Source organism: Aequorivita sp. KMM 9714, from assembly GCF_011065475.1.
GTDB classification, from domain to species: domain Bacteria; phylum Bacteroidota; class Bacteroidia; order Flavobacteriales; family Flavobacteriaceae; genus Aequorivita; species Aequorivita sinensis.
In genome coordinates this window covers 990789-1012722 of the sequence record NZ_JAAGRO010000001.1, presented here as the reverse complement: position 1 = coordinate 1012722, position 21934 = coordinate 990789, and the positions used below count along the sequence as shown (strand labels likewise).

The following is a 21934-nucleotide window of genomic DNA, read 5'->3' as shown; positions in this document are numbered from 1 at the left end:
ACTAAATATATAAACTAATGAAGACAAAAATATTAATTGTAATGATGCTAATAAGTTTCATTACCACAGCGCAAAAAAAGAACGGAACTATTTACATAGACCATCCGGCAATTACTGTAGTAGAAGATATGACTAAGTCTTTCGTAAACGGTGACACCGATAAAGTTTCAAGTTATTTAGCAGAGGATTTTATGGCTTATAACGGCAACAATATCAATCCTAATGACAAAGGAACTGATAAAGAAAGCTTTTCAAGTTCTGCGAAAAATTGGAATGATGCTCTAGATTATTTTTCAATATCACGTTCTCCAGGAGCATATCCAGATGCATTGGAATATAAAGACGACAATCAAAAAAATGTTGTTTGGGTACAGACTTGGGAAGATATGAAAGGCGTTCACAAAAAAACTGGAGTAAAGGTTAATCAACCTATACATCGTTTATTTATTGTTAACAAGAACAACAAAATACAAACTATCATAACCTATAACAATAACAATATTTTTAGAGAAGTGGGGCAAAGTAATAGCAACCGTACAAACGGCACTATCTATAATCACCACGAATACATTAACACCGTTCGAAATCTAATGTATGCTTTCGAAAACAAAGATTTTGACAAAGCTTATGGTTTTTATGATGACAATGCCCGTTTCGTTAATTCAAGTTCACCAGATTTTGAGAGCATTTCACTTGCTGAGCAAAAGGAAATTGACAAAAAATTATTTGAGAAGTATGATATTAAAGATGTACAAATTGTTGGTTACCCAGACTACTTACACTATGAAATGGGAGATGCCCATGTAGTGCAGTCCTGGTGGAACATTAACCTAATGCGTAAATCCGACAAAAAAGCTATTACAGTTCCTATACACTACCAAATGTATTTTAATGAAGATGGCAAAATAACTCGTGAAACAGCTTACTACAATCCAAAACTTATGGACTAAGCCTAGTGTTAAAATCAATCAAATTATTAAGAAAGGCAAATTACACAATAACCAGTTCGTCAATGACGGACACAAATGAAACATTATGAAAAATTTGATATTTATAATTCTTTTATTACCATTATTGGCAATATCACAGAACAATGCTGAATACGGCGTATTCGAAAATGCAATATTAATCCCCAATCCTACTCAAGTAACACAATTTGAAAAAGGAATAGCAGCACATAACAAAAAATTTCATGGCGAAGGACCTTATGCAGGACGAGTGTATTGGATTTCTAATGGTCCTAATACTGGAAGCTATGTTTGGGTTATGGGACCATTCCCTTGGAGTGCTTTAGATAACAGACCCGCTCAAAAAGACGGTCATGATACCGATTGGAACAACAATGTAGCTCCGTATATGACAGCAGACAGTGGTTCTCAAAGCTATTGGCGAGGACGCAATGAACTCTCTCGATTCCCAAAAGATTTTACCATAAAAAATATGGAAGTAGATTATTGGGATATAAAAAGAGGAAAGTATGAAGATGCCATGAAGTTGGTGAAAAAAGTATACGATGTGTATTCTGAAAAAAGTCCAAATGACACCTATGGAATCTATACTAATGAATTTTCAAGCACCAAGGAAGGAAGAGATCTTGCTGTAATATCATTTTTTGACAAGTCTGCTTGGCTGGGTCAAGATCGCGGATTTGTTGAGAAATACGAGATCGTTAATGGTAAAGGAAGTTGGAAAGAGTTTTTAAATGACTGGATGGCAGTTACTGAAGGCGGTGAAACCGAACTGTGGATTTTCCGTCCAGATTTAAGTGGCATAAATGGCAATGTAAAAGTTGCCGACAGAAAATAAAAACTTACGCGTCTTCTGCGCCTTTTGTGAATAACCTCTTGCAAGGGCGTAAAGTCGCTTAAATTACATTCTATGAAATCACAAATTCACAAATATCTAATCTTTCTATTTGTTTGCTTATCCAGTGTGCAAGTTCAAAGCCAAGATCCACATAGCAGTGAAGAATCCGCCATAACAGGAATCGTTTACTCAAAAGTTAAAAGGAACCTTAGCAGCTCAGAATCATTAAAAAATGAACCTAGAGAATCCAAAACAATCAAAACAACTCCAGAGTATTTTCACCTACGTCCCGATGTTGAAAAAGCTTATAGCTATTCACACGCCATAAAAATTGGAGATGATATAAAAATCTCTGGTGCCGTAAGTATGGACGATGATGGTAACCCAACAGCCATTGGTGATCTGGAACAACAGATGAAAAATTGTTATGCTGACTTAGAGAAAATCTTAACACATTTTGGTTGCACGTTTGACGATGTGGTTGTAGAAAATGTATTCACTATCGATATGCCAAAGTTTTTGGAAGTTGCAGGATATCGAACAAAAATCTATAAAAAGCAATTTCCAACCGGTTCTTGGCTTGGTGTAAAAGAATTGGCTATTCCAGAATTTATGATCGAGATTGAATTGGAAGTACATAAACATCAATAAAACGGAACATTATGAAAACTCTTAAAACTTTACGTTATTAAAATATAAATATCGGAGCAGCTGAAAACCGTTTAGAGTAGGCATTTATAAAATAAATCACAATACAATGAAAACAGTAATTGTTCAACACGAGGTGAAAAACTTCATCGAATGGAAAAAAATTTTTGACGCAGATCAGTCCAATCTTCAAAAAGAAGGAGTTCAACTTAAAGATCTTTACAATTCGGCTACAAATGCAAACGATGTAACCATGATTTTTGAGATACCTGATGAACCGGGATTATTTGACAAAGTAATGAGCGACCCGCAAAGACAAGCAGCTATGAAAATTGGTGGAGTAGTAAGCAAACCTACTATATCAATATTAAACAAAGTTTAGTATCACGATACCGATAAGACATGCACTAACAATTTAAATTACAATACAAGGACAACAGTAATAGGACGCCACAAAGTAGGCGATTTTAACACATGGCTTAAAGGCCATCAAGATCGGGTAGAATTATTTTCACCCTCAGTTTCCAGTTTTAAAACTTATCAGGATACAGATGATCCTAATTCAATAGTGTTGGTCTCGAAGTAACAGACATGGAAAATTTAAAGCCATGCTAGATCGTACAGATAGTATAGAAGCTCAGAAAAGACATACAGTATTAAAACCGATTACTGTTTCAATGCCAATAAATCCTTAACAACAGGTTTTGAAACATGGACTCAATTTTAAAAGCAAAAGTATGGTTGAAGTAATAGTTAGTTCAAAAAAAAAGCTTGTTTAGGTAAAGAAGAAATATGAAATGATTACCTTTAAACTATCTATAAACCACTAGTTATGAAATATATAACCTATTTTTTAATTCTGTTTGCAATTATTTCCTGTAAACAACAAAAGAAAGAAAACATTCGATTAGGTGTTGTTGATTTATCTGTAAGTGGTAAAGAAAGTGCTCAACCTTATTTTGAAAAAGGACTTCTATTGTTACATTCCTTTGAATATGAAGATGCCCGCGATGCTTTTATAGAAGCACAAGAGGAAGATTCAGAAATGGCAATGGCTTATTGGGGAGAAGCGATGACCTATAATCATAGTTTATGGCAAGAACAAGATTATGAGGCTGCAACAAATGCCTTAAATAAGCTGGATAAAATTAAATTCGATAGTAATGAATACGAAATTGAACAGGATTTAATTAAAGCTGTGCGTATACTCTATGAACCAAAAATTGATAAAACACAAAGGGATATCAATTATTCGAATTATATGGAGGAACTGCACAACAAATATCCTGATAACCAAGAAGTCTCAGCCTTTTATGCTTTATCACTATTAGGTTCGGTAGCTGAGGGCAGAGATGATGTTATTTATGGAAAAGGTGCCAAAGTTGCAAAAGGTATTTTAAACGAAAACCCAAAACATCCAGGAGCATTACATTATCTAATTCACTCCTATGACGATCCCGAGCACGCCAACCTAGCTTTAGACGCTGCTAATATATATTCAAAAGTAGCTCCAGATGCTAGTCATGCGCTACATATGCCTTCACATATTTATGTTGCCATGGGAATGTGGGATAATGTTATTTCTTCAAATATAGATTCTTATCAAGCCAGCTTGAACCGAATGGAGAAAAAGGGATTAGATAATGATGCGCGTGGATATCACGCTTTTCATTGGCTAGAATATGGTTATCTTCAAATAGGAAATTATGAGGAAGCGAGAAAAATGGTATTAGATATGCAAAAATACGCTACCGAAAAACCATCTAAAAAGGCAAGAACTCACCTCGTATTTTTAAAAGGAACGTATCTTGCCGAAACAGATGAATGGGAAAGTGATATTGCAAACATAGCATTAGATATAAACGATTTAAATATTACCATTCGTTCACAGTATCACTTTATAGAAGGAATGAAAGCATATACTAACGGCAATCTAAAAAAATTAGATAGCGTAATCGATGTTATGGAGCAAGACTATAATAGAGAGTCTTTCGTAGTTTCAAAAGGGAGTTCTAATTTGTGTTCTGCTGTTACTCGAGATGAGGCCAATGAAATGGATTTAAAAGAAGCTAAAATTAGACAAAACCAACTTCTGGCACTTCACGCCCAGCTAAAGGGTGACTCTAATTTAGCCGAACAACATTTTAAAGAATCCATTAGTATTGAAAACAGTATAAGTTACAGCTTTGGCCCGCCTACAATTCACAAGCCTACCCACGAACTTTATGCAGATTGGTTACTCTCTCAAAATCGAAATGAAGAAGCAGCAGCGCATTATAACCTAGCGCTAAAAAATGGTCCGGGCAGACTACGTGTTTTAAAAGGTATTGAAAATTCAAAACAAGTTATCTAAACCTATAAACAACTGTTTTACTGAAGATTAAGCCTCTATAAAATTGAAAATCGCGAAACTTCTTATATCTTTATAAGAATTCATTTTATGTTCAAAAGCCAAGCTTATGAAATTCATAAACTTCGCAATAGTTCGGTTTTCAATTTTTCTCACAATAGGGATTCTTTCTGCACACTTCTACCCTGTTACAACATTTTTATTGCCTTATCTTTTAGCTATATTATTTGTTTTTGTTCTATTCTGGTTTTGGGCACGTAAACGAATTTTTCAATCTGTAGAATTAGGAATTGCAACATATTTATGTTTTTTCTTCATTGGATATGTTAGTTATCAGATACGGTTGCCAATGTTCCAATCGAATCACTATACACATATTACAACTTCAGATATTCCTGAAATGCTTCAGTTAAAAATTACTGAAACTATAAAAGATGATAATTTCAACCATAAGTATTTGGCTGAAATTTATGAAGTAAATGGAAAGAATTCAAAAGGAAAGGTTTTAGTAAATGTTTCTAAAGACTCTATAGAAAACAGATTTTTAGTTGATGATCTTATATTGGTTTATTCAACTATTTCTGATATCCCTAAACCTTTAAATCCACATCAATTTGACTATTCAAAATATATGAAGTCACTAGGGGTTTATGGGCAATTGCATATATCTAGGAAGGAAATTATAAAACATCAAATTGGAGCCCCAACATTAAGAGGTTTTGCTCAAAATCGTCGTGCTAGAATTATAGAAAAACTTCAGAAAACAAAATTAGAAACAGATGAACGAGCAATCATTCAAGCATTAGTTTTAGGAGAAAAGAAAGATATAGATAAAAACCTATACGAAAAATATGCAGCGGCTGGAGCGGTTCACATACTTGCTGTTTCGGGCTTACATGTAAGTATCATCTATTTTATACTAAGCTTTTTATTAAAACCTCTTTCCAGATTAAAGCACGGTTCATTAATACAAGTAATATCTATAGTTTTATCTCTTTGGGGTTTTGCTTTGCTTTCAGGTTTGTCACCCTCTGTTACAAGAGCTGTAACGATGTTTAGCTTCTTCGCCCTAGCCGAAGTATTAAACCGCGACACAAACGCTATAAACACCTTATTCCTTTCTTATTTCATTTTATTAGTTATTAATCCGTTTTTACTATTCCAAGTTGGATTTCAACTAAGCTATTTAGCCGTTTTCTTTATAATTTGGTTACTTCCTGTTTTTCAAAATATTGGTTATTCAAAATATAAAGTTGTTCGTAAGGTTTGGACATTAATTGCAGTAACTATTTGTGCCCAAATCGGAGTTTTACCATTAAGTCTATTCTACTTTAATCAGTTTCCCGGCTTATTTCTTCTTACCAACATAGTTATCCTTCCTTTTTTATCAATATTAATGTGTGGTGGCATATTGATAGTGATTTTAGCAAGTTTTGATTTCTTGCCAAATTGGTTAGCAGAGACCTACAATTACCTAATAGAACAATTGAATTGGTTTATTAACTGGATTGCTGCTCAGGAGCACTTTTTACTTGGCGATATACATTTTTCTACTTTAAAAACCATAAGTGCTTATTTAACAATTATAGCCTTTGCTTTATATCTTAAAAAGTTAACCTACCCTAGGTTAATTACTTCGTTAGCGACTATTGCCTTGTTAATTTCAGTATATATTTATGATGAAAATAGATATTCGAAAAGTCAATTAGTGGTATTTCAAAAAAACAGACAAACTCTTCTAGCTTATCAAAATGGTAAAAACCTTAGCGTTTTTAAAAGTGACTCAACTGAAAACTTATCTTATGATTATCCAATAAAAGCATTTAAAACCAAACAGAATATTACATTATATTCTGAAAAGACACTTCCTTCTATTTTTAAATATAAAGACAAAAAAATATTGATAATCGATAGCTTAGGTGTTTATCCAAAGCACGAAAACATTCATACAATCATATTATCCAATAGCCCGAAAATAAACCTCAACAGGCTTATCGATAGTATTAATCCAAGCCAAATTATTGCCGATGGGAGCAACTACCACAGTTATGTAGATAGATGGGAGGAAACTTGTAAACTAAAAAAGCTCCCATTTAGCCATACAGCTAAACAAGGAGCTTTCCTATTAGAATAACTCGAATATGAAACTTAGTGGTTATTCTAAAATGTATATTTAAAATTCTTTTGATATTCTTCCCAAGCAGAAGCAGTTGTTATTTTTAAATAGTCATCACTTTGAATCATTTTAAGAAATATCTCCAATTGTTTTGGAGTTCTGTATCCTGGCACTGCTTGAATTAACTCACCATCTTCTTTAAAAAACACTACCGTTGGATAGGCATTAACTTTAAGTGCATGAGCAAATAAATGCTGTGAGTTTCTACCTTTTCTATCTGGGTTATAGTTAGGATTAGTATATGTAAAATCTTTATACTTTATCTCTTCTGTACCTTCGGCATTAAACTTTACTGCATAGTAGTTTTTATTTATATACTCAATTACACTTTTATCGCTAAATGTATTTTTGTCCAGCATTTTACAAGGACCACACCAAGTGGTATAAACATCCATAAAAATCTTTTTTGGATTTTCTTTTTGGGCTGCTAAGGCTTCATTCATTGTCATCCAATTTATCTTTTGAGCATTAACACTACCTAGTGTAAACAGGAAAACAATTATTAAAATATTTCTCATCAAATTCATTTTAGTAATTCAAAAGTAAAGAAACAAAAAACGTTCCACAAAATGGAACGTTTTTTATAAATTAATGTAATATGCATTAACGAATTCCGTGCATTAATCTTTTCAATACTGGGTTTAAAAGCATTGCTATAAATCCAACAATAATTGGTACTACTGCAAAAATCAAGAAGAAAGTTCCTAAAGAATACTCCTCAGAAATTTTGTCAATCATACCTCCCATTGTGTTTGCAGCTTTTTGCCCTACAGCAATTGCTAAATACCAAACTCCGAACATAAAACCTATCATTCGTGCAGGCACTAATTTACTTAGGTATGAAAGTCCCAATGGAGAAAGACAAAGCTCTCCCATAGTGTGGAATAGATATGCTAAAATTAAAAATATCATACTTACAGAAGCCGTTCTTGCTCCAGGAGGAATATCGGATGCACCATACGATAGAATAGCAAACCCAAGACCTAGTAAAACTAAACCAATTCCATACTTCATTGCAGCACTCGGATTGTATTTACTTTCCCACCATTTTGAGAATAACGGTGCTAAGGTAATAATGAAGAATGAGTTTAGAATTCCAAACCAAGTAGCATCTACCTTTAATTCTTCTGAAAAAGCTTTATCGTAAATACGATATAAAACCAATGCCCAAACTAGAATAAAAGCTATTGCTAGAACAATATTAGAGGCCCCAATTTTAGTAAATGTCTTTTTAAATATTAATACAATTACATACGTTATAATAATCAACGGAATGGTAGTTAACAAACCATCAACTATTTTAAAAATAATTGCTGCATTTCCTTCTAAGTTTCTATCGGTATAATCACTTGCAAACAAGGTCATCGATCCTAATGATTGCTCAAAGAAAGCAAAGAAAAACACTGTGAAAAGCGCGAAAATTGTAACTGCAATTAATCTATCTCTAACTATAGGTAGATAACGTGCGATACGTGTAATTAATAAAACTAAAAACATTACTAATGCGGCTAAAACAACCACATTTGTACCACTCATGCTTCCTACTTCAAATGGAACTAATGATTTAGAATATATCGTATCTAATGGATCATTAAACAAATACAATAAACCACCAATAGATGATAGTACTATTAACACATAATCAAATGTAGTAAATGGGTTAAGTTTTATCGCTGCTTCTACTTCCTCTTCAACTTCTTCTTTATCTGCACCTTCTTCTACATTTAAAACTATATCTTTTTTCTTTGAAGGTCTAGCTCCAACTTTCCCGAAGATTTTATGAGCTAATATAAATTGAAGCATTCCAAGGAACATAAATATTCCTGCTAAACCAAAACCATAAGCCCATCCGTAGTTTTCCGCTAAGTAACCACATAACATCATTCCGAAAAATGCACCTGCGTTTACTCCCATATAGAAGATGGTATAAGCACCATCTTTTTTGGATTCACGGGTTTTATACATTTCAGAAATAATAGAAGTAATATTCGGCTTAAAAAAACCAGTTCCAATTACTAATAGCGCCAAGCCTAAATAAAATGAAGCTGTTGTTTCTAATGCCATTGCTGCGTGACCAAGTGTCATTACAATACACCCAATTACAACAGCAATTCTATATCCTGTAAATTTATCGGCTATCCAACCTCCTATAATTGGGGTTAGGTATAATAGTGAAGCATATGTACCTATTAAAGACAGCGCGTGCTCACGAGGCCAGTCCCAACCAGGGTTATCACTCATCAAAGGAGCTGTTAAAAACAATATCAATAGAATACGCATTCCATAAAAGGAAAAACGCTCCCACATTTCAGTAAAGAATAAAATAAATAATCCAACTGGATGCCCTAAAACAGTGTCTTTAAATAAATTTTCAATATCCGTTTTCATTTGTATATGCTTTGGTTAGTTTTTTAAAAATTATGTTTTTAATTCTTGAAGTTAAAACCTATAAAGTTTTCACTTTTACATTTGCTTTTCATTGTCTTCAGCACCATGAGTAAGACTTTCTAATTTTCTTCTCACTAAAAGAACCAATATACCAAATGCAACTGCGAAAATTGCTATTCCAGTAAATACGGTATATTCTCCTAAATCTGAAGCTGATTGTCCTAAGAATCCTGCTAATAAATTTCCGAATCCGGTCATCGCGAAATAAATACCCATCATTAACGATGCATATTTTAATGGCGCTAATTTAGTAATGTAAGAAAGTGCAACTGGAGAAAGACAAAGCTCTCCAATAGTGTGGAACAAATATGCTAATACTAACCAGTACATAGCCGAAGAACCTTGGTTGTTGTACTCACCAGCAGCAGCCGTCATAAAAAAGAAACCTAGTCCCATAATTACTAGACCAATACTCATCTTAAACAGAGAGGATGAAATTTTCCCTTTTAATTTTCTTTTCGCCCAGTAGGCTGCAACAGCAGTACCAAATATTATAATAAACATTGCATTAAGAGACTGGAACCAAGATGCTGGCACTTCCCACCCAAGTAGGAAACGATCTGTTTTTTCTGAAGCATAAAGATTCATCAAACCACCTGCTTGTTCAAAAGCTCCCCAGAATACAATAACTAGAAGGAAAGAGATAAACAGAACTATCATTCTGTCTTTTTCTATCTTAGATAGCGGCCTTTTCATGGCAGCTTGTTCTTCAGGATCGATAGATTTATTTGTGTTGTTACCAACAAATTTTAAGTGCTTTTGTCCTACTAAATATTGAATAAGCCCCAGAGCCATTCCAATTGCAGCAAGTCCAAATCCGTAGTGCCATCCGTAAGTCTCACCTACATAACCAACGATAATACTTGATAAGAAAGCTCCTATGTTAATTCCAATATAGAAAATTGTAAATCCTTTATCTCTTCTAATATCACCGTCTTTATAGAGTCCTCCAACCATTGTTGAGATATTCGGCTTAAGCATACCTACACCAGCTACAATTAGTCCAAGTCCAGAGTAAAAAGCCCACATTTCTTCAATAGAAAGTATGGCGTGACCTGCAACTAGCAGTATACCTCCAACAAGTACAGATTGTTTTTGACCTAAAAATTTATCGGCAATCCATCCACCGGGAATCGATGCTACATAAACAAACATAGTATACCATCCATAAACAGAAAGTGCTTCAGCATTTGTCCAACCTAATCCTGGGTTTGCACTTGTCGTTTCAGCTACTAAATAAAGAACTAAAATAGCACGCATTCCATAATAGGAAAATCGCTCCCACATTTCGGTAAAAAATAGAATATAAAGTCCTACCGGGTGGCCAAAAATTTCCTTTTGCTTTTGATACTGTAATGCGTCTGACATAGTAATAGTTTATATTTAAAAAATTATTTCTTACTTTCTGTTTTATGTTCGGGTTTACTTAACTCAATTCATCGATATTCGAAAAGAATTAGTTTATCCCATGCATCATTTTCTTTAATTTTGGGTTGAATAGCAATAATAATACTGCTGCCGCAATTGGGATAGCTGCAATTATTAAAAAGAAAGTAGACATAGAATATGTTTCCGAAATTTTATCGATGTAAGATCCTGTCATACCAGCAATAAAGTTGGCAATTGCAGAAGCTGTAAACCACAGACCAAATAATAAACCTGCTAATCGTTTAGGCGATAGTTTAGAAACATACGACAATCCTACTGGACTTAAACAAAGCTCACCTGTTGTGTGGAAGAAATAGGCTAAGATTAACCAAATCATACTCACTGAAGCTGTTTCAGCTCCTTGAGGAATACTGTTGGCACCCACAGATAACACCACGAAACCAACTCCTACTAAAGCTAATCCCATTGCAAACTTAACTGGACCTGAAGGATTCCATATTTTTTCCCACAGCTTACTGAAAGATGAAGCTAATGTGATAATAAAAAAGGAGTTTAAGATTTGAAACCAAGATACCGTAACTTCAGTATGCTCTAAACTGAACTCTCTATAAACTTTCCAAACACCTAAAATCCATATGATCACGAATGATATTGCTGTAAAAGTAATAGTTAAAGGATACGCTTTAAAAATTTTCTTACCTAAGCCATATAGTACCCAAGAAACAATTATGATTGGGAAAATAGTTAAGATGGCATCCACCCATTTAAATATGGTTCCTGTACTTCCTTCTAATACTCTTTGTGTATAGTCTTTAGCAAAAACGGTCATAGACCCTCCTGCTTGCTCAAAAGCAAAGAAGAAGAACATACTTGCAACCATTAATACACCAACAACTATTAATCTATCTCTTACAATATGCGGAGCTATTTCTTCTTCTTCATCTGCTCCACCAGCCATTGCATCTAATTCAGCTTGAGTATGTGTTCCTGGCTCTTCCCCTATAATCCCGAATATTTTACGTCCGAAATAGAACTGTAGCATACCGAATAGCATAAATACTCCTGCTAAACCAAATCCATAATGCCAACCTACTTTTTCACCTATATATCCGCATAATAGCATTCCTAAAAATGCTCCTGCATTAATACCCATATAAAAAATGGTATATCCAGCATCTTTTTTAGTACTTGAATCTGGATATAAGTTTCCAACCATTGATGAGATATTCGGCTTAAACATACCATTACCTACTATCATAAGCACTAAACCTATATAGAAGAATGTTGGGTCTATCATTTCAAAGGCCATAGAAAGGTGACCTAAGGTCATAATTAATGCACCTAATAAAATAGCTTTTCTAAATCCAGTAAATTTATCGGCAATTATACCACCAATAAGCGGTGTTAAGTAAACTAAACCTGTGTACCAAGCATAAAGCTGCATAGCATCAGCATTCGTCCATTCCCAACCTCCTTTGGCTATTTCTGTTATTAAGAATACGGTCAATAACGCACGCATTCCGTAATAGCTAAAGCGTTCCCACATCTCTGTGAAAAACAAGATGAACAATCCTGCTGGATGGCCCATCACCATTTTATTATCAACACCTTTTTTAGCTAAATGCGCTATTAACTGAGGATCATTTTCTTGGCTCATAAGATAAAACTGTTAAGTTTTTTTTAAAGATTATTTTTAATATATTCAGTCATTAAAGTATACAGGTGTAAACGAGTGTTTCCTCCATATATACCGTGATTTTTATCTGGGTAAATACGCCAGTCAAATTGCTTATTGGCTTGCACCAGTTCTTCAATTAAGCGCATTGCATTTTGCACGTGTACATTATCATCTGCACTTCCGTGAATTAATAAATATTTTCCTTCTAGTCCGTCTACGTGAGAAAGTGGCGAATTATCATCATACCCTGACGCATTCTCTTGTGGAGTTTGCATATAACGCTCTGTATAGATAGAATCGTAAAATCTCCAACTTGTAACCGGGGCAACGGCAATTGCCATTTCAAATGTTTCTGGTGCTTGAAATAATGCGTTAGACGACATAAATCCACCATAGCTCCATCCCCAAATTCCAGTTCTAGAAGAATCAATGTATGGTAAACTACCTAGTTTTTTTGCTGCAGCGATTTGATCTTCAACTTCATATTTACCCAATTCTTTTTGAGTCATTTTTTTGAAATCACGGCCTTTAAAACCAGTTCCTCGCCCATCAACACAAACAACAATAATATCTAATTGATTTACTAACATTTCGTGCCAAAAGTCATTTGTGCCCATCCAACTGTTTGAAACACTTTGTGAACCTGGTCCAGAATACTGAAACATAAATAATGGATATTGCTTAGACTCGTCAAAGTCTAAAGGCTTTATCATATACATGTTTAAGTCTTCACCATTCACATTGATAGTAGAGTACTCTTTTGGTGAAATATTATAAGAAGCTAATCGATTCTTTAAACCATTATTGTTTTTAATTTCACGTAAAAGTTTTCCAGTTTTAGCCTCGTGAAGTGTATATACATAAGGAGTTTTAGAATCTGAAAATGTATTAATAAAATAAGTAAAGTCTGAACTAAATGAAGCATTATTAGTTCCTATCTTTTGCGTTAAACGAACCTTATTTTTTCCCGATGGCAAAATAGAATACACATCGCGATTAATACTTCCGTTTTCAGTACTTTGAAAATATATACGACCAGTATTTTGATCGAAACCGTAATATCTAGTTACTTCCCATGGACCACTAGTAACTTGATGAAGAAGTTTTCCGTCTTTATCATATTGATAAATATGATTCCATCCATCTTTCTCGCTAGTCCAGAAGAAACTATTGTTATTTAAAAATGTAAGGTTGTCGGTTACATCAACATAAGCATCATCTTTCTCAGCTAAAATTAATTTTGAAGTATTGTTTGACGTATTTACAAAAACCAAATCAATAACATTTTGATGGCGATTGGTAAGTTGAACACTTAAAATATTATTGTCTTGCGTCCACAACAAACGTGGAATGTAGTAACTGTTATAGCTTGAAAGATCTACTTCAGAAGTTTTTTTACTTTTAAGATCGTATAGTTGTAATGAAACTTTAGAGTTTTTCTCACCCGCTTTTGGATATTTAAAAGTATCGGCAGAAGGATAAAGTTCCTTTCCGTATAAATCCATGTTGAATTGTGGAACTTCAGTTTCATCAAACTTAATGTAAGCCAATTTATCACCATTCACACTCCATTCAAAAGCACGAACAAAAGCAAACTCCTCTTCATAAACCCAATCAGTAATACCGTTGATGATACTATTCTTTTTACCATCAGTAGTAATTTGAGCTGTTTCATTAGAATTCAAATCTTTTATAAAAAGATTATTTTCAAATCCGTAAGCTATTTTATTCCCATCATTACTGAAAGTCGGCTCCTGTATTTTATTAGCAGAAACAAGGGTAAATTCTTTAGTTTTTACATCGTAAACATAATAAGTTCCCAATGTTGAACGACGATAAACCTGTTGTAGCTCTGTTGAAAAAAGAATTTTAGATTCGTCCTTACTCAATTCATAAGAAAGCACTAAATCAATTCCTTTTAAATCTTTAGTATTTAAAAGTGTACTTACTTTTTTACCACTTTTATAATCGTAAACATCGATAGATGATTCTTTAGATTGTCTGTCGTAATTAAGCACTGCATATTCCTTACCGTTCTTTAGGGAACGTAGAACTTCAAGGCCTTGAGTTCGAAATGCACCACCCCAAATTTCTTCAAGAGTTATGTCTTTTTGCTGGGCAGTAATAGCAGAAAATGCTGTGAAAAACAGCATTATAAATGAAAGGGAAATTAATTTCTTCAAAGTGTTAAAATTTGATAGGCCAAGTTTACTAATTTTTTGTGAAATTGAGGGTCGTTTTTTTGTTAAATAAGCCATTACAGCTGTATTTATTTGTAATTACAATCTGTTGCAACCCCACAAAATCCAATCTACATAGAAGAAAATTTATTTTAATCCCTAAAAATTAACTTTACGAGGTTTCATAAGCTTAATTAACAAGTTAATTTTATTATGTTAAAATAAATTACTGATAAACACCAAAGACTATAAACAAATTTACTCTAAAGTCCTTCTTACCTTTATTGATTATATTTACGCAAGTTCACCTTTTCTATTTCTAAAAATAACACTTCATATCATTTCAATTATTTAGTTATGGTAAATTTTCAAAATCAACATCCTGCAGACGTAGCCGAGCAATTAAGAGAAATGGACAACGACGAAAGAAACTTGTCTTTTTTAATGCTTACACCTGAAAAAAAAACTGAGGTTTTTCGTTTTTTAGAGCCATCATTTCAAATAAAAATCATCAAAGCTTTAGGAAACCAAGAGCTATCTGATGTTTTGAACAATCTACCTCCTGACAACAGAACTAAGCTTTTTGAAAACTTTCCAGATTATCTTATTAAGACTTCCATAAACCTACTAAACCCGGAAGAAAGAGAGATAGCACTCAGTTTAATTGGCTATAAAAAAAATAGTATAGCGCGATTGATGACGCCTCATTATATACAAACGAAAGCAGAAAAAACTGTTAGTGAAGTATTATCATTTATAAAAAAAGAAGGAAAAAAGGCAGAGACTTTAAACTTTGTTTATGTCGTTGATGATGAAAATAAACTCATTGATGACCTTAGAATAGGACAATTACTACTAGCCGATTCTGACACAAAGATATCCGAACTAATGGACCGTCACGTCTTAGCCATCACTTCTACAACATCAGTAGAAGACGCTGTGGAAATATTTGATAAGTACGATCGCTCAGCCTTACCAATTATTACAGAAAGTGGGGTATTAGTTGGCATAGTAACATTCGACGATATTTTAGACAGAGTTCAAGAACAAACCACTGAAGAAATTCAAAAATTTGGAGGTACTAAAGGACTAGAAATGTCGTACACCGAATCAACGCTTTTTGACCTTGTAAAAAAAAGAGCAAGTTGGCTAGTGATTCTGTTTTTTGGTGAAATGCTCACCGCTTCAGCTATGGGGATTTTTGAAGGAGAAATTGAAAAAGCAGTTGTACTTGCATTGTTTGTTCCTCTTATCATTTCAAGTGGTGGTAACTCAGGATCTCAAGCAGCTTCATTAATTATTAGAGCTATGGCCTTAAAAGAATTAAAGCTAAGAGACTGGTGGTATGTAATGAAAAAAGAACTACTCTCTGGGGTGTTGCTTGGCGCAATTTTAGGATCTATAGGATTTTTACGAATATTATTATGGCAAAAAATAGGATTCTACAATTACGGAGAGTTTTGGCTTGAGGTTGCATTAAGCGTTTCGGTTTCCTTAGTATTTATTGTTCTTTGGGGAACTCTTTCAGGCTCTTTAATTCCATTTATATTGAAATCATTGAAAATGGACCCTGCGACAGCTTCAGCGCCTTTTGTGGCAACATTAGTTGATGTTACAGGAATAATTATCTTCTTTTCGATTGCAGCATTTTTCCTGGCAGGAAAATTATTGTAGCCAATATTATTTTAAAAATAAAAAGCCATCCTCATGCGGATGGCTTTCATATATTTTTTAAACTTTTGTAAAATTCGCTGATGTATTAATCTCGAATTAAAGGTAATGTAGAGCAGCGTAGCAAACCTTCTTGCTTTGCAATCTCAGCATAAGGCACTTCTTCTACAGTAAATCCTTGCTCACGCAGCCAAGTGTTTAATCTCGTAAAATTCTTTTCTGAAATAACCACATCTGGAGAAATAGAAAAAATATTGCTATTCATGTCGTACATTTCTCTCTTGCTAATATGGAAACAATTTTCTTTACCGAAGAAATTAACGAGCCACTCGTACTCCTCTTCAACTAAAAATCCTTCTTTATGGATAATTGCTTTCCCTCTACCCAATGGCTGGAAGCAGCAATCTAAATGAAGTGCATTATCTTCAGCCACAGTGTTGCTTTTTCTAAGGCTAAAAGATTTAACTGTTTTATGCGGAAACAATTTTCGAAGGTGTTCTACCCCCTTCATATTCGTTCTAGCAGTGATATAGTCTGAATAATCATCTCCGTAATATGTTCCAACAAAGATATAATCTCCCCACGGCATTACATCTCCACCTTCAATATGTGCAGCTTCTGGGAATTCAATTATTTTTGAAGGGTCTATTTCATCAATTACCGAATGAATAGCATCAATTTCTTTACTTCTATCCTCAAGAATATTTGCTTTAATGAATTTATCTTCAATTACGAAAGCAATATCTCTAGTAAAGATTTGATTGTAGTCTTCTATCGAATCTGGGCGGTAAACTTTTACGTTGTATTTTTTAAATACCGCAGCCACTGCTTCCATTTCCTTAACCATATCTTCATCTTTGGGATATGTACCTGCTTTTATATGTTCTGCAGATTTCGGATCGTAAGCGTCTTCTAATTTCGGAACAGGACCATTACTATCTGCGCGCCCGAGTACTACGGCGCGTAGTTGTGAAATTTCGTCGTTTATATTCAGCTTTATCATAATAGCAAATATAGAAAAAGCACCTCTATACCGAAGTGCTTTTAATTTTATTAGAAATAATATTTATCTTTTTTCAACCGTTTTAAATTCGCGCAATTTTTCGCCGATATAAATTTGACGTGGACGTCCTATTGGCTCCTTGTTTAAGCGCATCTCTCTCCATTGAGCAATCCATCCTGGCAAACGACCTAATGCAAACATTGGCGTAAACATTTCTACTGGAATTCCTAAGGCACGGTAAATAATACCTGAGTAAAAGTCAACGTTAGGATATAGTTTTCTATCTACGAAATACGGATCTTCTAAAGCTTCTTTTTCTAATGCTTTAGCGATATCTAAAATATCATCTTGGATTCCAAGATTTTCTAAAACATCATCCGCAGCTTTCTTTATGATTTTAGCACGTGGGTCGAAATTTTTGTAAACTCTATGACCAAAGCCCATTAATCTAAACGGATCGTTTTTATCTTTTGCTTTTGCCATGAATTTTTTAGTGTCTCCACCATCTGCTTTTATTTCTTCAAGCATTTCAATAACAGCTTGATTTGCACCACCGTGAAGTGGTCCCCATAAAGCTGCAATTCCAGCAGAAATAGAAACAAATAATCCAGCGTGTGAAGAACCAACAATTCTCACTGTAGATGTAGAGCAGTTTTGCTCGTGGTCTGCGTGTAGAATCAACAATTTATCTAGCGCTTCTAAAACAATTTCATTAGTAGTGTAGTCTCCACTTGGCTTTTTGAACATCATCTTCAAAAAGTTGTCTACATAACCAAGTGTATCCCCACCATAGTCTAATGGAAGCCCCATACGTTTTCTGTATGTCCAAGCCGTTAAAACAGGGAATTTACCAAGAATCTTAACTATAGCCTTATACATATCCTCCTCACTATCAACATTGACAGACGATGGATTAAAAGCTACTAAAGCTGAAGTTAAAGAAGACAACACGCCCATTGGGTGTGCAGCTTTTGGAAATCCATCCAAGATTCTTTTTACATCTTCGTCAACGTGTGACTGCGCTTTAATATCTTCGTGAAATTTATTAAGCTGAACTTCAGTTGGCAATTCACCAAAAATTAGCAAATAGCATACCTCTAAAAAATGTGCTTTTTCAGCAAGTTCTTCAATGGCATAACCTCGGTAACGTAACACTCCTTTTTCACCATCTAAAAATGTAATAGCACTTTCACAAGCACCCGTATTTTTATATCCTGGATCTAAAGTTACAACACCACCGGTACTGCTCCTTAGAGTTTTTACATCTATACCAATTTCATTTTCAGTTCCTTCCACTACCGGGAATTCATATTTTTTACCTTCTATTTCGAGGGTCGCCATCTTTGCCATAAAGTATCGTGTATATTTAATTTTTTCAGAAATGCTAAATTACAAAATTTCAAGCAATTTTTTTAAGTTTTGCCCATTAAGTTAGGTTAAAAAAACCTTAATACGCAGGGCATAGACATCATTTTTATAGACATAAAAAAACCTCGTCTTAAACGAGGTTTTAATTTACTTTATAAATACCTAAATTTTAAAGGCATTTTGCTGTGGAAAGTATGCAACTTCACCCAATTGCTCCTCAATTCTAAGCAATTGATTGTATTTCGCCATTCTATCACTACGTGATGCAGAACCAGTTTTTATTTGCCCACAGTTTAATGCTACTGCAAGATCTGCAATAGTATTATCTTCTGTTTCACCACTTCTATGACTCATCACCGAAGTATAACCTGCATTATGCGCCATATTCACAGCTGCTATAGTTTCAGTTAAAGTTCCAATCTGATTAACCTTAATAAGAATTGAATTAGCAATACCTTCTGAAATACCTCTAGAAAGTCTTTCAACGTTGGTTACAAATAAATCGTCACCTACCAGCTGAACTTTATCACCAACCTTCTCAGTAAGATATTTCCAACCTTCCCAATCGTTCTCATCCATCCCATCTTCAATAGAAATAATTGGATATTTTGAACATAATTCGGCTAAATAATCTGCTTGCTCTGTAGAAGTGCGCACTTTTCCTTTTTCGCCTTCAAATTTGGTGTAATCGTATTTACCATCAACATAAAATTCTGCCGCAGCACAATCTAATGCTATCATAACATCATCACCCAATTTGTAACCAGCTTTTTCAGTAGCTTTTGCAATAGTATCTAAAGCATCTTCCGTTCCGTTTAGCGTTGGAGCAAAACCACCTTCATCACCAACAGCAGTACTCAAACCACGATCGTGTAAAACTTTTTTAAGGTTATGGAAAATTTCTGACCCCATTTGCATAGCATGAGCGAAATTTTTAGCCTTAACTGGCATAATCATAAATTCCTGAAATGCAATTGGCGCATCACTATGAGAACCACCATTAATAATATTCATCATTGGCACAGGAAGTGTTTTAGCACTTACACCACCAACATATCTATATAAAGGCTGCCCTAATTCGTTTGCAGCCGCTTTAGCACAAGCCAAAGAAACCCCTAAAATAGCATTAGCCCCAAGATTTCCTTTGTTTGGAGTACCATCTAGCTCCATCATTGTTTTGTCTATAAGACCTTGTTCAAATACAGAAACACCTAATAGTGTACCTGCAATTTTTCCATTTACATTTTCAACTGCATTTAAAACGCCTTTGCCCATGTAATCTTTTCCACCGTCGCGAAGCTCTACAGCCTCGTGTTCCCCGGTTGAAGCTCCTGATGGCACAGCAGCACGGCCCATATATCCATTTTCAGTAATTACGTCAACCTCTATAGTAGGGTTTCCTCTAGAATCGAAAATCTGTCTAGCATTGATGTCGATAATGATACTCATTGCAATGTTATTAATTGTTAGTTGTTATTTGTTAAGTACTATACTACTTGTGTTTTTCTATTATATCAATAAATTGATTAAAAAGGTATGACGCATCGTGTGGTCCAGGACTTGCTTCTGGATGATATTGTACAGAAAAAGCAGGCTTGTTTTTCAGACGAATCCCAGCTGCGGTATGATCGTTTAAGTGTTCGTGTGTTATTTCTATATTCGGATTAGCCTCAGCTTCTTCCCTATTGATTGCGAAACCATGGTTTTGAGAAGTAATTTCACCTTTACCTGTAATAAGATTCATTACTGGGTGGTTAATACCACGATGACCGTTGTGCATTTTATAAGTAGAAACTCCATTTGCTAGGGCCAACATTTGATGTCCTAAACAAATTCCAAACATTGGAAGCTCCTTATCTAGGATAGTTTTCACAACTTCAATTGCACTTTTTAACGGCTCTGGATCACCAGGACCATTTGAAATAAAGTATCCATCTGGATTAAAAGCTTCTAAATCTTCAAAACTTGAATTGTATGGGAATACTTTTATATAGCAATCACGCTCGGCAAGCATTCGTAATATATTCTTTTTAATACCAAGATCTAAAGCTGAAACTTTATACTTAGCATTCTCATCTCCGAAGAAATAAGGTTCTTTTGTTGAAACTTTTGAAGCTAACTCTAAGCCATCCATATTGGGAACATCGGCTAATTGCTTTTTTAGACCTTCAATATTATCTACTTCCGTAGAAATTACGGCATTCATCGCTCCGTTATCTCGTATGTAATTTACTAACGCTCGTGTATCTACATCACTAATAGCAAGTAAATTATTTCTATTTAAAAATTCTTCTAGTGAGTCGTCAGCTGCCGGACGTGAATAGTGGTAACTAAAATTACGCACCACCAAGCCTGCAATTTTAACACCTTCCGATTCTACTTCTTCTTTATTAGTACCATAATTCCCAATGTGAGCATTGGTGGCTACCATAATTTGACCAAAGTAAGAGGGGTCTGTAAAAATCTCTTGATACCCCGTCATTCCAGTATTAAAACAAACTTCACCAAAGGCCGAGCCTTCTTTGTTACCTACCGCTTTACCGTAGAACACAGTTCCATCTGCTAATAAAATAAGTGCTTTTTTTCGTGTTTGATATTTCATCTTTTGAAGGCTTTCAACCCATCGATAATCTTTGGGTGACAATTATTAGGTTTCTCAAAAATCTTTGCAAAAATAGTATAAAAAAAAGGGATAAACGAAAACGCTTATCCCTTTGTTATTTTATGAATAAAAAATCATTTATTCTTCTTCTTTTTTAGCTTGTGTAGCTTTTGCTGGAGCAGCTTTTGTAGCACCGCTTCCACGACGACTTCTACGAGTAGATTTCTTCTTGGTTGCTTTACCAACATTGTAGATTTCGTTGAAATCAACTAGCTCTATCATTGCCATATCAGCGTTATCACCTAGACGATTACCCAATTTAATAATACGAGTGTAACCTCCTGGACGATCACCTACTTTTGGCGCAACAGTTCTAAAAAGCTCTACAACTGCATCTTTTTGACGCAATTTAGCCATAACCAAACGACGGTTATGAGTAGTGTCTTCTTTAGACTTAGTTACTAATGGCTCAACAAATTGCTTAAGCGCTTTTGCTTTAGCAACCGTAGTGTTAATTCTCTTGTGTTCGATAAGAGAACTTGCCATGTTAGCCAACATTGAGTGTCTGTGGGCAGTTTTTCTTCCTAAGTGATTGTGTTTTTTTCCGTGTCTCAT

The 21934-nt window shown here is 34.4% G+C and carries 17 protein-coding genes; 7 read left to right on the top strand and 10 right to left on the bottom strand.

Annotation, left to right across the window (positions count from 1 at the left end; translation table 11 throughout):
• The first annotated feature begins 17 nt into the window (after positions 1 to 17).
• From G3A46_RS04525 to G3A46_RS04500, 6 genes are all read left to right on the top strand, one after another.
• Positions 18 to 950, top strand: coding sequence for a nuclear transport factor 2 family protein (locus G3A46_RS04525; protein WP_165146712.1), 933 nt, complete (start codon positions 18 to 20; stop codon positions 948 to 950).
• Between the two features lie 85 nt (positions 951 to 1035).
• A complete protein-coding gene (locus tag G3A46_RS04520) occupies positions 1036 to 1806 on the top strand; it encodes a hypothetical protein (protein WP_206735954.1) in 771 nt (256 codons plus the stop codon).
• 72 nt (positions 1807 to 1878) lie between these two features.
• Entirely contained in the window at positions 1879 to 2457 is a 579-nt protein-coding gene (locus G3A46_RS04515) for a RidA family protein (protein WP_206735953.1), read from the top strand.
• Positions 2458 to 2563: 106 nt separating this feature from the next.
• Positions 2564 to 2836: a hypothetical protein gene (locus tag G3A46_RS04510; protein ID WP_165146709.1), complete on the top strand. Its 273-nt coding sequence runs from the start codon at positions 2564 to 2566 to the stop codon at positions 2834 to 2836.
• Positions 2837 to 3286: 450 nt separating this feature from the next.
• Positions 3287 to 4807 (top strand): hypothetical protein, encoded by a 1521-nt coding sequence (locus G3A46_RS04505; RefSeq protein ID WP_165146706.1) that lies wholly within the window; start codon positions 3287 to 3289, stop codon positions 4805 to 4807.
• Positions 4808 to 4913: 106 nt separating this feature from the next.
• The gene (locus G3A46_RS04500) at positions 4914 to 6938 is read left to right on the top strand and encodes a ComEC/Rec2 family competence protein (RefSeq protein WP_165146703.1); all 2025 of its coding nucleotides are present in this window, start codon (positions 4914 to 4916) and stop codon (positions 6936 to 6938) included.
• Positions 6939 to 6964: 26 nt separating this feature from the next.
• Here the strand turns inward: G3A46_RS04500 and G3A46_RS04495 are convergent, their stop codons facing one another.
• From G3A46_RS04495 to G3A46_RS04475, 5 genes are all read right to left on the bottom strand, one after another.
• Positions 6965 to 7498: a thioredoxin fold domain-containing protein gene (locus tag G3A46_RS04495; protein WP_165146700.1), complete on the bottom strand. Its 534-nt coding sequence runs from the start codon at positions 7496 to 7498 to the stop codon at positions 6965 to 6967.
• An 85-nt stretch (positions 7499 to 7583) separates the two neighbouring features.
• Positions 7584 to 9368: a peptide MFS transporter gene (locus G3A46_RS04490; protein WP_165146697.1), complete on the bottom strand. Its 1785-nt coding sequence runs from the start codon at positions 9366 to 9368 to the stop codon at positions 7584 to 7586.
• A 75-nt stretch (positions 9369 to 9443) separates the two neighbouring features.
• A complete protein-coding gene (locus tag G3A46_RS04485; RefSeq protein WP_165146694.1) occupies positions 9444 to 10796 on the bottom strand; it encodes a peptide MFS transporter in 1353 nt (450 codons plus the stop codon).
• Positions 10797 to 10884: 88 nt separating this feature from the next.
• Positions 10885 to 12474, bottom strand: coding sequence for a peptide MFS transporter (locus G3A46_RS04480; protein WP_165146691.1), 1590 nt, complete (start codon positions 12472 to 12474; stop codon positions 10885 to 10887).
• Between the two features lie 23 nt (positions 12475 to 12497).
• On the bottom strand, positions 12498 to 14678 hold the full coding sequence (locus G3A46_RS04475) for a S9 family peptidase (RefSeq protein WP_165146688.1): 2181 nt from the start codon (positions 14676 to 14678) through the stop codon (positions 12498 to 12500).
• A gap of 354 nt (positions 14679 to 15032) precedes the next feature.
• Here G3A46_RS04475 and mgtE point away from each other — a divergent pair, with 354 nt between their 5' ends.
• Complete coding sequence (mgtE, locus tag G3A46_RS04470; RefSeq protein WP_165146685.1) at positions 15033 to 16349, top strand: magnesium transporter; 1317 nt, start codon at positions 15033 to 15035, stop codon at positions 16347 to 16349.
• 85 nt (positions 16350 to 16434) lie between these two features.
• Here the strand turns inward: mgtE and G3A46_RS04465 are convergent, their stop codons facing one another.
• The 5 genes from G3A46_RS04465 to rplQ all read right to left on the bottom strand — a co-directional run bounded on the left by G3A46_RS04465 (position 16435) and on the right by rplQ (position 21934).
• A complete protein-coding gene (locus G3A46_RS04465; protein WP_165146682.1) occupies positions 16435 to 17349 on the bottom strand; it encodes an arginine deiminase family protein in 915 nt (304 codons plus the stop codon).
• A 63-nt stretch (positions 17350 to 17412) separates the two neighbouring features.
• The gene (locus tag G3A46_RS04460) at positions 17413 to 18699 is read right to left on the bottom strand and encodes a citrate synthase (protein ID WP_165146680.1); all 1287 of its coding nucleotides are present in this window, start codon (positions 18697 to 18699) and stop codon (positions 17413 to 17415) included.
• Positions 18700 to 18879: 180 nt separating this feature from the next.
• The gene (gene eno / locus G3A46_RS04455) at positions 18880 to 20166 is read right to left on the bottom strand and encodes a phosphopyruvate hydratase (protein WP_139855383.1); all 1287 of its coding nucleotides are present in this window, start codon (positions 20164 to 20166) and stop codon (positions 18880 to 18882) included.
• A 43-nt stretch (positions 20167 to 20209) separates the two neighbouring features.
• A complete protein-coding gene (gene carA / locus G3A46_RS04450; RefSeq protein WP_165146678.1) occupies positions 20210 to 21319 on the bottom strand; it encodes a glutamine-hydrolyzing carbamoyl-phosphate synthase small subunit in 1110 nt (369 codons plus the stop codon).
• A gap of 138 nt (positions 21320 to 21457) precedes the next feature.
• The gene (gene rplQ / locus G3A46_RS04445; protein ID WP_165146676.1) at positions 21458 to 21934 is read right to left on the bottom strand and encodes a 50S ribosomal protein L17; all 477 of its coding nucleotides are present in this window, start codon (positions 21932 to 21934) and stop codon (positions 21458 to 21460) included.

Excerpts from the sequence above, each read along its gene's own strand:
- G3A46_RS04525 (WP_165146712.1), top strand. The coding sequence starts at position 18 with ATGAAGACAAAAATATTAATTGTAATGATGCTAATAAGTTTCATTACC.
- G3A46_RS04520 (WP_206735954.1), top strand. The coding sequence starts at position 1,036 with ATGAAAAATTTGATATTTATAATTCTTTTATTACCATTATTGGCAATA.
- G3A46_RS04515 (WP_206735953.1), top strand. The coding sequence starts at position 1,879 with ATGAAATCACAAATTCACAAATATCTAATCTTTCTATTTGTTTGCTTA.
- G3A46_RS04510 (WP_165146709.1), top strand. The coding sequence starts at position 2,564 with ATGAAAACAGTAATTGTTCAACACGAGGTGAAAAACTTCATCGAATGG.
- G3A46_RS04505 (WP_165146706.1), top strand. The coding sequence starts at position 3,287 with ATGAAATATATAACCTATTTTTTAATTCTGTTTGCAATTATTTCCTGT.
- G3A46_RS04500 (WP_165146703.1), top strand. The coding sequence starts at position 4,914 with ATGAAATTCATAAACTTCGCAATAGTTCGGTTTTCAATTTTTCTCACA.
- G3A46_RS04495 (WP_165146700.1), bottom strand. The coding sequence starts at position 7,498 with ATGAGAAATATTTTAATAATTGTTTTCCTGTTTACACTAGGTAGTGTT.
- G3A46_RS04490 (WP_165146697.1), bottom strand. The coding sequence starts at position 9,368 with ATGAAAACGGATATTGAAAATTTATTTAAAGACACTGTTTTAGGGCAT.
- G3A46_RS04485 (WP_165146694.1), bottom strand. The coding sequence starts at position 10,796 with ATGTCAGACGCATTACAGTATCAAAAGCAAAAGGAAATTTTTGGCCAC.
- G3A46_RS04480 (WP_165146691.1), bottom strand. The coding sequence starts at position 12,474 with ATGAGCCAAGAAAATGATCCTCAGTTAATAGCGCATTTAGCTAAAAAA.
- mgtE (WP_165146685.1), top strand. The coding sequence starts at position 15,033 with ATGGTAAATTTTCAAAATCAACATCCTGCAGACGTAGCCGAGCAATTA.
- G3A46_RS04465 (WP_165146682.1), bottom strand. The coding sequence starts at position 17,349 with ATGATAAAGCTGAATATAAACGACGAAATTTCACAACTACGCGCCGTA.
- G3A46_RS04460 (WP_165146680.1), bottom strand. The coding sequence starts at position 18,699 with ATGGCAAAGATGGCGACCCTCGAAATAGAAGGTAAAAAATATGAATTC.
- eno (WP_139855383.1), bottom strand. The coding sequence starts at position 20,166 with ATGAGTATCATTATCGACATCAATGCTAGACAGATTTTCGATTCTAGA.
- carA (WP_165146678.1), bottom strand. The coding sequence starts at position 21,319 with ATGAAATATCAAACACGAAAAAAAGCACTTATTTTATTAGCAGATGGA.
- rplQ (WP_165146676.1), bottom strand. The coding sequence starts at position 21,934 with ATGAGACACGGAAAAAAACACAATCACTTAGGAAGAAAAACTGCCCAC.